General features: G+C 52.3%; 9 protein-coding genes and 1 rRNA gene. 5 read left to right on the forward strand and 5 right to left on the reverse strand.

Annotated features, from left to right (window positions below; all coding sequences use genetic code 11):
* Nucleotides 1-195 (reverse strand): 16S ribosomal RNA (locus BLU47_RS00005); the annotation flags it as partial.
* A gap of 344 nt (nucleotides 196-539) precedes the next feature.
* Nucleotides 540-1,259 carry a Bax inhibitor-1/YccA family protein gene (locus BLU47_RS00010; RefSeq protein WP_091957018.1) on the reverse strand — a complete coding sequence of 240 codons (720 nt, stop codon included), beginning with the start codon at nucleotides 1,257-1,259 and terminating at the stop codon, nucleotides 540-542.
* 143 nt (nucleotides 1,260-1,402) lie between these two features.
* On the opposite strand from BLU47_RS00010, the gene BLU47_RS00015 reads away from it, so the two are divergent.
* Nucleotides 1,403-2,212: an SGNH/GDSL hydrolase family protein gene (locus BLU47_RS00015; protein ID WP_091957020.1), complete on the forward strand. Its 810-nt coding sequence runs from the start codon at nucleotides 1,403-1,405 to the stop codon at nucleotides 2,210-2,212.
* A gap of 38 nt (nucleotides 2,213-2,250) precedes the next feature.
* On the opposite strand, the gene BLU47_RS00020 is transcribed toward BLU47_RS00015, so the two are convergent.
* Complete coding sequence (locus tag BLU47_RS00020; protein WP_091957022.1) at nucleotides 2,251-5,295, reverse strand: FAD-binding and (Fe-S)-binding domain-containing protein; 3,045 nt, start codon at nucleotides 5,293-5,295, stop codon at nucleotides 2,251-2,253.
* A 129-nt stretch (nucleotides 5,296-5,424) separates the two neighbouring features.
* On the opposite strand from BLU47_RS00020, the gene BLU47_RS00025 reads away from it, so the two are divergent.
* Genes BLU47_RS00025 through BLU47_RS00040 form a run of 4 tightly spaced genes read left to right on the forward strand, consistent with a single transcriptional unit; the run spans nucleotide 5,425 to nucleotide 9,750 of the window.
* Entirely contained in the window at nucleotides 5,425-7,029 is a 1,605-nt protein-coding gene (locus BLU47_RS00025) for an L-lactate permease (RefSeq protein ID WP_091957024.1), read from the forward strand.
* A 19-nt stretch (nucleotides 7,030-7,048) separates the two neighbouring features.
* On the forward strand, nucleotides 7,049-7,780 hold the full coding sequence (locus BLU47_RS00030; protein ID WP_091957025.1) for a (Fe-S)-binding protein: 732 nt from the start codon (nucleotides 7,049-7,051) through the stop codon (nucleotides 7,778-7,780).
* Nucleotides 7,777-9,156 carry a lactate utilization protein B gene (locus tag BLU47_RS00035; protein WP_091957027.1) on the forward strand — a complete coding sequence of 460 codons (1,380 nt, stop codon included), beginning with the start codon at nucleotides 7,777-7,779 and terminating at the stop codon, nucleotides 9,154-9,156. Before BLU47_RS00030 ends, BLU47_RS00035 begins: the two co-directional genes overlap by 4 nt.
* A 6-nt stretch (nucleotides 9,157-9,162) precedes the next feature.
* A complete protein-coding gene (locus tag BLU47_RS00040; protein WP_091957028.1) occupies nucleotides 9,163-9,750 on the forward strand; it encodes a LutC/YkgG family protein in 588 nt (195 codons plus the stop codon).
* 306 nt (nucleotides 9,751-10,056) lie between these two features.
* Here the strand turns inward: BLU47_RS00040 and BLU47_RS00045 are convergent, their stop codons facing one another.
* On the reverse strand, nucleotides 10,057-11,517 hold the full coding sequence (locus BLU47_RS00045) for an NADH-quinone oxidoreductase subunit N (RefSeq protein WP_091957030.1): 1,461 nt from the start codon (nucleotides 11,515-11,517) through the stop codon (nucleotides 10,057-10,059).
* Nucleotides 11,518-11,536: 19 nt separating this feature from the next.
* Nucleotides 11,537-13,018: a complex I subunit 4 family protein gene (locus BLU47_RS00050; RefSeq protein ID WP_091957031.1), complete on the reverse strand. Its 1,482-nt coding sequence runs from the start codon at nucleotides 13,016-13,018 to the stop codon at nucleotides 11,537-11,539.
* Between the last annotated feature and the right edge of the window lie 18 nt (nucleotides 13,019-13,036).

Consider the following 13,036-nt stretch of genomic DNA (forward strand, 5'->3'; position numbering starts at 1 on the left):
TCATAATACAACATAGGGCATTAATCCGACTTTCGCCGGGCTATTCCCTACTATGGGGAAGGTTGGATACGCGTTACTCACCCGTGCGCCGGTCGCCGACAAAGAAAGCAAGCTTTCTTCTCGCTGCCCCTCGACTTGCATGTGTTAAGCCTGTAGCTAGCGTTCATCCTGAGCCAGGATCAAACTCTTCACTGTAAAAATATCTTTTTCAACTATAAGTTGATGCTCTGTCACAGAACGCTCTCATATCCGGTAGTATCTATTGAAGTCAAGTTATTGACGGTTCGTTCAATTACCCAAGAGGCGTCAGCCTCTCGCTTCTTGTACTACTACTTCTGTTTTATGTAAGTCTTTCAAAGAACTCTTTTCTTCAGCGCTAACACCTATTTTTGAGGCGAAAGCGGATGCAAAGGTACGACTTTTTTTCGAACCCGCAAACTTTTTCCAAGAAAAAATGATGAAAAAAAGAAAAGTTTTCGCATTTCATGACAATACGAAAACTTTCCACCTTATTATATAATATATACTATGTTATAATTTCAGTCTCTTCTTCCAAAGATGCGGAGCATATAGAGGAAGAGGTTGATAAAATCGAGGTAAAGCGTCAGGGCTCCTAACAAAGCCACTTTCTGTGCGCCCTCACCCGCATCGGGAGCTTGGAGTAGCATCTGCTTAATCTTCTGCGAGTCATAAGCCGTGAGTCCGACGAAGATCAACACCCCGATATAGCTCAATATCAAGGTAAAGCCAGAACTCTTGATAAAGACGTTCACCAACGTGGCGATAATCAGTCCGATGAGTGCCATAAACAGGTACTTACCTATAGACGTCAGGTCTGTCTTAGTGGTATAGCCTATCAGCGCCATTGTGGCAAATGTGCCTGCCGTGATGAAGAACACGGTAGCAATGGACGATGACGTATAGAGCAAAAAGATGCAAGAGAGCAATGCACCATTGATGACAGAATAGAGGATGAACATCAAGGTAGCTGTGGTCAATGACAACTTATTGATAGCAGCACTGACTCCAATAACCAAGGCAAACTCAGCAATGATCAGTCCCCAGAAAAGAATCTGATTGCCATAGATAGCCTGGAGAATGCCAGGACTGGTGGCCACGCCATATGACGTAAAACCAGTGATTACCAAGGCGAGGGTCATCCACACATATACCTTACGCATCAGCACAGGGAACGCAGCGGACATAGACAGCTGCTGATCGGCCGTCAGGTCCTGTAACTCATAATCATTATAATTCATGTCTTTTCCTTTCTTTCTTTTAAATGACGCGACAAAGATACACATTATTTCGTCAGCGTGCAAGTCTTTCTATTAAAAAAGAATAAAAAACTTGTTAACAAGAATTTTTATTCGTACTTTTGCGAGGATATTACTTAAAAACGATGAAGAAAAAGATTATTTTATTGTTATGGGCCACCTTGTTGTGTGGCCGTATCCAGGCACAGACCAGTTATGTGCATCCTTGGATGCAAAAGCGTGTAGCCTACTTTGGAGACTCAATAACCGATCCACGCAACAGTGGTTCGAAGGTAAAATACTGGAACTTCCTTCAAGAGTGGCTAGGCATTACCCCGTATGTCTATGCTGTGAGTGGTCGTCAATGGAACGACATTCCCAGACAAGCAGACAAGTTGAAAGAAGAACACGGAGACTCTGTAGATGCCATCCTAATATTCATTGGTACTAACGATTATAACCATGGAGTTCCCATCGGTCAGTGGTATGATGAGAAAGAAGAGCAAGTGATGTATGGTTCCGGGCAACCCAAGAAATTGGTAGATCGAAAACGTCGCTACATGAATATGGACGGTAACACCTACCGTGGACGTATCAACATCGCCCTTGACAAAGTGAAACGGATGTATCCCACCAAGCAGATTGTCTTGCTCACCCCCATCCATCGGGCTCAGTTCCATCGTAATGAGAAGAACTGGCAGTGTACGGAAGACTACACGAACCAGTGCGGCATCTATCTGGAAGAATATATTGATGCTGTGAAAGAAGCCGGCAATATCTGGGCACTTCCTGTAATTGACATGAATGCATTGAGCGGTCTCTATCCCATGATGGACGAACATGCGCAATATTTTGCCGACCCACAGGTTGACCGTCTTCACCCCAACGACAAAGGGCACGAGCGCATGGCCCGCACCCTGTATTATCAGCTTAGTGCATTACCCTGCACGTTCTAATAGGACGATGATTTGCCATCGCCAGCAAGGAAGGCCGATCAGGCCTTCTTTGCTGTTGTACACTCGTTAACCAGATAAACTATACTCATGTATGGTATCCCCGAATTGGTTTCAAGTCCGATTTCGCAGGTACGGCTATTGCTGTAGCCCACCTCTATGCCGTTGGCCTCTATCTGCGGGCGGAGCTTGCGCAGGCCGTAGCTGTTAAGTTCGGGGAATGTGAAACCACGATCACCTGCAAATCCGCAACAACCCACGCCCTCAGGCAGGAACACATTGTGCGAGCATAGCTTAGCCAACGCTATCATATCCTTGTCCACACCCATCTGTCGTGTGGAACACGTGAGGTGCAGGGCGATATGTCGATCGATAGGATGGAAATCCAGTCGGGGCACCAGATACTTCATGATGAATTCTGCCGGTTCGTAGAGTTTCATCTTGTGCATCACCTTCTTCATGCGATGCAGACATGGACTCTGGGCGCAGAGAACAGGATATCTGCCCTCTTCGCTGGCCTTCCACAGTGCTGCCTCAAGTTCGGCACTCTTGCGATCGGCGATGTCGAGCATTCCCTTCGACTCCCATATCTGTCCGCAACACATACGTTCCATGCCATCCGGGAAGATAACCTCGTAGCCAGCCTTGGCCATCAGTTGGATAACCTCATCAACCAAGTCGTGAATCTTTCCGCCATGCTTGGATTGTCCCATTGTCTGATTGATACAGCTGGGGAAGTATACCACCTTGAGGTCTGATGGCTGATGGTTGAGGTCTGATGGCTGATGTGTGATGCGTGAGGTATGTGGAATCGACTTCTCGATAATAAACTGCGTCAGGTCGCTCTTCTTGGGTTGGCGGTGCTTCTTAGGCATGGCTGTGGTCCATAGTGGCATACCCATCTTGTTCATACCTCTACAGATGCTAGTCATCATCTTAGGACCCAGCGTGATATGTGCTGCGTGGGCCACATCCAGCACCACTCGCAGTCCACTCTTGATGCCAGCCATGTGGTTGGCAGCAAACTCGCCCAACTTATATCCTGTAGGACTTTCGTTCATATCCATCTGTCGTATCAAGTGAGTCAGTTCGCCCGTGTTAATCTTCATGGGGCACGATGTAGAACACAGTCCGTCGGTGGCGCAAGTCTGGTCGCCATAGTACTTGTATTGTTTCTTCAGAGTGGCCAATCGCTCCGGTTCGGCACCCGTCTTAGTGAGATAGCATATCTCGCGCTGTACGGCGATACGCATACGACTGGACAGGGTGAGTCCGCACGACATACAGTTTACCTCGCAGAATCCGCACTCGATACACTTGTTGGCACGCTTCACCTGTTCGATGGTCTCCTTGGCAGTCGACAGCGCTGGGTCCATCAGATAGTGTCCGCCATCAGGCACACTGTCAAAGTCGAAGTCGAGCACAGGCAGTGGCTTCAGACACTTGATGAAGCAATCCGGATCATCATTGAAGATTACGCCCCTGTTCAGCAGACCTTCGGGGTCGAATATCTGCTTGAGTTCGCACATTATCCCGTAGGCCTTATCGCCCCACTCATATTTTACGAATGGCGCCATGTTGCGACCCGTGCCGTGCTCAGCCTTCAGGCTACCATCGTAGTCCTCGACCACCAGCTTAGCCACATCGCGCATCATCTCGGCATAGCGTGCCACCTCGTGCTCATCGGCAAAGCTCTGGTTCAGGATAAAGTGATAGTTGCCCTCGAATGCGTGGCCATATATGCAAGCATCGTCGTAGCCATGATCGGCTATCAGCTTCTGCAGTTTCACGGTAGCCTCAGGCAGCGATTCTATCGGGAATGCCACATCCTCTATCAGGCACGATGTGCCCACAGGACGCGTACCGCCTACACTCGGGAAGATGCCACTGCGGATGGCCCAGTACTTGCCATAGACGGCAGGATCCTCAGTAAATTCGGCTGGGACATACAGGCTGAACTGACCCAGGCACTCCTTAATCTTCTCTATCTTTTCCAGCAGTTGCTCGTGGGTTATGCCCTTGGTCTCAGTCAGTATTGCAGTCAGGTTGTGATAGTCGCCAGGCTCCACGCCCGCTATCTTGCCAGCATCCACATCCTGCTTATACTGCAGATATACGGGGTCATCAACAGACGACAGCGACTTGTAGTCCAGCATCTCGGCCGATTTCACCATCAGGTTCTCGGCACTCATCTCGATATCCTCGTCGCCAGCCTTCAGTTTCTTCATGGCCACCACAGCCTCGCAACTCTCCTTCATCGTGAGGAAGTACACCATTGCCGAGGCCTTGAAGGGATAGTCCTTCAGCGTCTTCATCGTCACCTCGGAAAGGAAGGCCAGTGTACCTTCGGAACCGACAATGCTATGCGCGATGATGTCGAACGGGTCGTCGTAAGCCACCAGTGGGCGCAGGTTCAATCCTGTAACATTCTTGATGCTATACTTTTTTATTATACGCTCGCGAAGCTTGTCGTCAGCACGCACCTTGTCACGCAAACCTTCTATACGCGCCATGAACTCAGGATGTGAACGTGCAAACTGTTCCCGACTGGCTGCATCGCCCGTATCAAGCACAGTACCATCCGTTAGAACAATACGTGCCGAAACCATCATCCTGTCGCTATTGGCATGCACACCGCAGTTCATGCCCGAGGCATTATTCACCACGATACCGCCAACCATCGCACTGCCAATGGACGCCGGGTCGGGCGGGAAGACACGTCCGTGGTTCCGTAGCATCTCGTTGACACGTGCTCCAACAATACCTGGCTGGAGAGTGATTGTCTCACAAGAATCCGAGAGAGAACACTTCTCCCAATGCTTGCCCGCCACGATGAGCACCGAATCCGTACAGCTCTGGCCGGAAAGCGACGTGCCGGCAGCGCGGAACGTGAAGGGCTGCTTGTATTTCTTGCATAGTTGGACAATCCTGGAGATTTCCTCCTCACCGTCGCTACGTACCACGACCTGCGGAATCTGTCGGTAGAAACTGGCATCAGTACCCCACCCCAGCCGGCGGAGTTCGTCGGTATAGATACGTTCAGCAGGAATCACCTGCCTTAATTCTGATAAAAACTGATTGTTCATATGCAGCGTTTGTTAGTTGTTTGCGGCAAATATACGAAAAAAAAGCGAAAAAGATGTGTCGTTTAGAAAAAAATGCGTATATTTGCCAACAACTTATAAAACTAATCGCAAAACAATACGCTCCCCCCTATGACAGCATTCATTTCCGTCATTCCTATCGTGTTGCTCATCGTGCTGATGATGGGCTTCAAAGTGTCCGGATACTGGAGCGCCATTATCACGCTCGTGGTGACTATTTTGTTGGCCCTGTTTGCCGTACCGGGCATGGACATCGTTCCCGAGAAGTTTGCCGGGGCGTCCATTTACGGCATCACGCTGTGGTCGGTGATTGAGGGATTACTCAAGGCGTGTTTCCCCATCATCCTGATTATCATCTGCGCCATCTTCAGCTACAACATTCTGTGCGAGACGAAGGAGATTGAGACCATCAAGACGCAGTTCATCCAGATGACCTCCGACAAGGGGCTGCTGGTGTTGCTGTTGACGTGGGGTTTGGGCGGCGTGCTCGAAGGCATGGCAGGCTTCGGCACTGCTGTGGCTATCCCGGCAGCCATCCTGATAGGCCTAGGTTTCAAGCCCATGTTCTCAGCCGTCATCTGTTTGGTAGCCAATACTGTTGCCGTAGGCTTCGGAGCTGTGGGCCTGCCCGCTACGACACTGGCTAATCAGGTGGCAGCCAGTGGCACGGCGACCCCCGAGGAACTCTGTGAGGTGGCTACCTTTATTATATTACAGCTCTCGCTGATGTTCTATCTCACACCATTCCTTATTCTGATGATGACAGACAGGACAAAGATTTTGAAGAACATCGCTATCGCCCTGTTTGTAGGCACCTGCTCTATCGCCGTGCAGTTCGGCTGCGCCCACTGGATTGGTCCTGAGACGCCCGCGATTCTCGGTTCCGTTGCCGCCATCGCCGCTATGTTTCTTTACAATAAACTGTTTCTGCGCCATGAGGCAGAAAAGGACACCGTTCATGTCGAGCATGTGCGCTTCGGTGTTGGCAAGACGCTCAAGGCGTGGAGTGTCTACGGCTTGGTTATCTTCTTCATCCTCATCAGCAGCAAGATTGTCCCTTCCGTGAACGAATTCCTTAACAGCACGCTCGTCACCAAGTTCGACCTGCCCGTCATCGGCAATACGTTTAAGTTTGGCTGGCTGTCGAATGCCGGTCTGATGATTTTCCTGGGTGCCGTCATCGGCGGACTGATACAGGGCATGTCGTTCGGCGCGCTGATGAGACTGCTCGCCAAGACCACGCTGAATCTGCAGAAGACGGTGGTCACCATCTGCTGCCTCGTAGCCATGGCCATGCTGATGAACAACACCGGCATGACCAACGACATCGCCAAGGGTCTTGTGCTGCTGACCGGTGCAGCCTTCCCGTTCTTCGCCCCGCTGATTGGTTCTATCGGCACCTTTGTCACAGGTTCCGCCACCAACGCCAACATCCTGTTTGGCAAGCTGCAAGCAACGGCTGCCAGCGACCTGGGACTAGTAAACCAAGGAACGTTCTTCGGTGTGGCAGGCAACGAGACCAACTGGCTGGCCGCCGCCAACTGTGCCGGTTCCGAGGGTGGAAAACTGTTGTCCCCGCAATCGATAGCCATTGCCACGGCAGCCTGCGACATGGAGGGACAGGACGGCGACATCATGCGCAAGACCATGCCGTTCGCCCTCTTCTGGATACTGATGAACGGTCTCATGGTATTCCTGGGACTACACGTGATATAATTGACAAATTACTATAGATATGAAAATAGGACTATTTATCCCCTGCTACGTGGACGCCGTCTTCCCCGAGGTTGGTATGGCAACGTATAAGTTGCTGACGCATTTGGGACTAGACGTGACGTATCCCGAGCACCAGACCTGCTGTGGTCAGCCGATGGCCAACGCGGGTTTCGAGAAGCAAGCCATTCCACTTGCCGCGAAGTTTGAGACACTCTTTGAAGGCTTCGACTACGTGGTATCTCCCAGTGTCTCATGTACGGCATTCATCCGACTGAACTACCCACGCCTGTTGAATCACGACTGCGAGACAGCCAAGAACTGCATGGACGTGGTGGAGTTCCTGCATGACGTGGTGAAGGTTGACCGCCGACTGGGCACCTTCCCCCACACCGTCTCCCTGCACAACTCGTGCCACGGTGTGCGCGAACTGGGTCTCTCCTCCCCCACGGAGGAGCATGTGGAGAAGTTCAACAAGATCAAGGACCTGCTCGCGTTGGTTGACGGCATCAAGGTGGTGGAGCCCGAGCGCCCCGACGAGTGCTGCGGCTTCGGCGGCATGTTCTCCGTGGAGGAGACCGCCATCTCCGCCCAGATGGGTCTCGACAAACTTGAGCGCCACATGCAGACCGGTGCCGAATACATCACCGGTCCCGACTGCTCTTGTCTGATGCACATGGCTGGCATTGCCCGCAAGCAAGGCAAGAAGATTGAGTTTAAACACGTCGTTGAAATATTAGCAGCAGGATTATGAGTACACAACATAGCAAAGCGGCCAAGGAGTTCTTAAAGGACCAGCAATACGCCCACTGGCACGATGCCACGTTCTGGGCAGTACGAAGCAAGCGCGATAACATGGCCTACGGACTGGACGAGTGGGAGCAGTTGCGTGAGAAGGCGTCGGCCATCAAGCGCCACACCATCACCCATCTGGACGAATATCTCGACCAGTTTGCCACCAATGCCGAGAAGAACGGTGTGGAAGTGCACTGGGCGAAGGATGCCGAGGAATTCAACGAAATCGTGTATGGCATCTTGAAGAACCACGACGTGAAGAAGATGGTCAAGTCGAAGTCGATGCTCACCGAGGAGTGTGAGATGAACCCCTACCTGGAGTCGAAAGGCATCGAGGTGGTGGAGACCGACCTCGGCGAGCGCATCATCCAGTTGAAGGGTCAGAAGCCCTCGCACATCGTGATGCCCGCCATCCACCTGAACCACGATGACGTGGGCGAGCTGTTCGAGGAGAAGGGCATCTCCAACGAGAAGGGCAACCACGACCCCACGTATCTGACGTACAGGGCGCGGCTAAGTCTGCGCAACGAGTTCCTGACCGCCGATGCCGGCATGACGGGTGCCAACTTCGGCATTGCCGAGACGGGCGACATCGTGGTATGCACCAACGAGGGCAATGCCGACATGTCCACCTCGTGTCCCAAGCTGCACATCGCAGCCATCGGACTGGAGAAGGTCATCCCCAACTACGACTGTCTGGCCGTCTTCCAGCGCATGCTCTGCCGGGCAGGTACCGGACAGCCTACGACGACCTACACCTCGCACTTCCGCAAGGCCCGTCCCACGGCTCACCACATGCACATCATCCTGGTGGACAACGGGCGCAGCGAGTGGATAGCCAACCCCGAGCACTGGGAGTCGCTGAAGTGCATCCGCTGCGGCTCGTGCATGAACACCTGTCCCGTCTACCGTCGCTCCGGCGGCTACTCGTACAGCTATTTCATCCCCGGTCCCATCGGCATCAACCTCGGCATGTTGCGCGACCCGCAGGCTCACTCCGGCAACGTCAGCGCCTGCACGCTCTGCAACTCGTGCCAGACGGTATGCCCCGTCAAGGTGAACCTGGGCGACCAGATATACCTGTGGCGCCAGCAGCTCGACGACTTCGGCACCGCCAATCCTGAGAAGAAGCTGATGTGTCGTGCCATGAGTGCCGTCTATGGCAACGAAAGCCTCTATAACCTCGGAACGCATCTAGCTCACTGGGCCAACTACATCCCCTCGCCCCTCATGAATTGCAGCCTTAATCCCTGGGCCGAGGGTCACAAGATGATGCAATTCCCGAAGAAACCGTTCCATGAGATGATAAAGGGAAAAGTGAACAGTGAAAAGTGAAAAATTATGAGTAGCAAAGAAGATATTTTGAAGAAATACCGGGCGAATATCCGCGAACAATTCGATATGCCCGACTTGAGCGACATCCGAGCCATCACCTATCCCGACCCGCTGTTGCAGTTTATGAACATGACCAAGAGCGTGGGCGGCAACGCCATCGAGGTGGAAGAAGGGCGCGACGTGAACGAGCTGATACGCGAGCTATACCCCGACGCCAAGGAGATAGCCTCCAACCTGCCCGAGATTACCATTGCCACGCGCAATCCCGACGAGGTGGGCCGCGCCCGCGACCTCAACGGCACCGACGTCGGCATCATCCGCGGCGAGTTCGGCGTCGCCGAGAACGCCTGCGTCTGGATTCCCCAGCAGATGAAGGAGAAGGCCGTCTGCTTCATCTCCGAGAACCTCGTCATCCTGCTGAAGAAGTCGGAGATTGTCAACAACATGCACGAGGCCTACCGCCGCATCCAGTTCAACGACTACGGCTACGGCACCTTCATCAGCGGTCCGTCGAAGACTGCCGACATCGCCCAGGTCTTGGTCATGGGTGCACAGGCCGCCCGCAGTGCCACCGTGCTTCTGTTGCCAGAATAGCAAAATTATAGAGTTATTGCTGTCATTATACCAAATAAAGAGGATGTGTGCACATCCTCTTTATTTGGTATAATTGTAATTACTCCGAATAGAAATAAAAATACTCCGAAAGTAATTTTTGTTACTTTCGGAAATCCAGGAATTGCCATTTTTCTGATGCGGATAAAGAACGCTTATTACTAAATAAGGCAAGGTTATGATGAAACAACCTTGGGTAATAATAGTAGCGGGGAATCTGTAGGGACGAACAAAAAAGAATAGCGGAGAGTCTTGGAACTCTCCGCTATTCTTCTATATGAACCGCTTCTACATCACCGATTTCGATACGGAGAACAGGTAGTCGTAGAGACATGAGCAGATGCCGAAGAGCACGATGCCCGCCGTGCAGAGCGCCAGTGCCACACGGGTGAAGAGCTCGGTGCGGAACGTGGGCAGCGGTGTGTCGGTCTGCTTGATGTACATGGCTTTCACGATGAGCAGGTAGTAGTAAAGGCTGACTACGGTGTTGATCAAGGCGATGAACACCACGAAGTAAGCCCAGAACGAACCCTGCTGAGCGGCTGCCATGAACACGAAGAACTTGGAGAACATACCGGCGAAGGGCGGAATGCCGGCCAGCGAGAACAGCGCCAAGGTCATGAGGAACGCCAGCTTGGGGTTGGTCTGATAGAGTCCATTGTAGCTGGACATCAGCGTGGTGCCGCCGTTGTTCTGCTCAACAGTAGAGATAACGGTGAACACAGCCATGTTGGCCACTACATATACCAGCACGTAATACATCAGCGAAGCCATGCCCATCTGCGATGCGCCGATCACAGCCAGCATGATGTAGCCGGCCTGCGAGATAGAGCTGAAGGCCATGAAGCGCTTCAACTCCGACTGGCGGATGGCGAAGAGGTTGGCAATGGTGATGCTGAGCACGATGACGATGTAGAGCAGGTACTCCCAGTACTTGATGAGCGGACCGAAGGCGTGCATGAGGATGAACATCAGCGCAAAGGCTGCCGCACCCTTGGAAACAACGCTCAGATAACCGGTGACAGGCGTCGGGGCGCCCTCGTAGGTGTCGGCCGTCCAGAAGTGGAAGGGCACCAGTGACAGCTTGAAACCCAGTCCGCTGAAGAAGAACACGAGTCCCATAATCAGCATCGGCAACTGGCTCTTGTACTGTGCCATATATGCAATGCGATTGGCGATATCATCGAAATAGAGCGTGCCCGTAGCGCCATATACAAACGAGAGGCCGTAGAGCATGATGCCACTGGAGAACGTGGCGGTCAGGATGTACTTGGCAGCACCCTCGGCACTGTTCTTCTTCCACTTGTCCATAGCCACCAGACAGGCCATCGGCACTGACGCGGTCTCCAGTCCGAGGAAGAACAGCAGGAAGTTGCCGCTCGACATCATGATGAACATACCCAGCAGCGTAGAGATGACCAGCAGGTAGAACTCGCCTTCGCGCTTGCTGCACTCATTCTTCAGCCAGGGCTCGGCCATTATCATCACAATCACCGTACCTATGCTCAGGATAATTTTCATGACATTGGCAGCCTGCGTGGCGACATACATGCCACCGAAAGCTGCCGCCGGCTCAGACAGCAAGGCAATCTGGAAAGGCAGCACCAGCATCAGGGCAACGGCCACACCAGACAGCACGTCGTGCTTCTTCTCGCCACGATGCATGATGAAGTCTATTGCAAATACAACTAACAATATGAGCACGAGATAAAACTCAGGCATCATACGTAAAAATTGTCCGTAATTCATAATCTTTCGTCCTCCTTTATTAAATGATATTAGCGAGAATTGGTCCTACAGCATCGCTGATAACGTTGCTTGCCCACAAGGGGAACATACCGAGACCTGCCACACAAGCAATGAGGCAGATGACGGCAACGCGCTCGTCCCATGTCGCATCGGTCAGCTCCAGATAGTGCGGATTCTTCACCTCGCCATACAGAATCTTACCGACAACACGCAGGATATAGACGGCCGTCACAACAATCGACGTACAGGCAATGATGGTGGCTGCACGATGGAACGTGTCGCCATTCTCGAAAGAACCGACGAAGATGGTCATCTCAGCAATGAAGCCCGAGAAGCCCGGCAGACCGAGGTTGGCGAGACCGGCAACCACGTAACCGACGGCGAGGAAAGGCATAATCTTCATCAAGCCATCCAGATAGCGGATGTCACGGGTGTGGGTACGACCGTAAATCATACCGATGAGGGCGAAGAAGAGGGCGGTCATCAGACCGTGTGACAACATCTGCAGGATAGCACCGGTGCAAGAGGTCTTGGTCATCATCAGCAGGGCGAAGAGCACCAGACCGCAGTGTGACACGGACGAATAGGCATTGATGTACTTCAGGTCGGTCTGTACGCAGGCAGAGAAGGCGCCATAGACTACCGAGATAGTGGTGAGGATAAGGAATATCCACGCCAGCTCATTGGCAGCATCGGGCAACAGATACATAGCCACGCGGAAACAGCCGTAGCCTCCAAGCTTCATCAGCACACCGGCATGGAGCATGGAAACAGCCGTGGGGGCTGAAGCATGACCGTCGGGCGACCATGTGTGGAAGGGGAACAGGGCGCCCAGCACACCGAATCCGATGAAGATGAAGGGGAAGAACACCTTCTGGATGTCAACGGGGATATTGTGCATGGCAGCAATCTCGTTGACGTTCATCGTGGTGGCTCCGCTGAAGTAGTAGATGCCCAGCAGACCGATAATCAGCAGGGCGGAACCTCCCATCAGCATCAGCGTCAGCTTCATGGCAGCATACTCCTTGTTGCCAGAACCCCATACACCAATCAGCAGGTACATGGGAATCAGCGCTACCTCGTAGAACATGAACATGGTGAACATATCGGTGCAGATAAAGAAGCCATACACACCCGTGGAAAGCAGGGTGAACCAAAGGAAATACTCCTTGGTCATGGGCTTCAGCTGCCAAGAGGCGAAGGTACCGGTGAACACGATGATGCTCGACAGGAGCAACATCACTACCGAGATACCATCGACACCAACACTATAGGCGATGTTTAGCGGCTTGAACCACGGTGTGGAGGCTGTCAGCAGCATCTGTTCGGTATTGCCTGCCCCACGCTCTTGAATGAAATAGATGGTCAGCCAGATGGAAAGAGCCAACAGACAGCTTGCGCCGACCACCATTACACCACGCACCTGATTGAGGCTCTTGGCCAGCCAAAGACCGACGAGCATCAGGGCGGGGATTACTACGAATAATGTTAATATACTCATAATTCTTATCTTCTTAAT

This window comes from Prevotella sp. tc2-28 (assembly GCF_900107705.1).
GTDB lineage: Bacteria > Bacteroidota > Bacteroidia > Bacteroidales > Bacteroidaceae > Prevotella.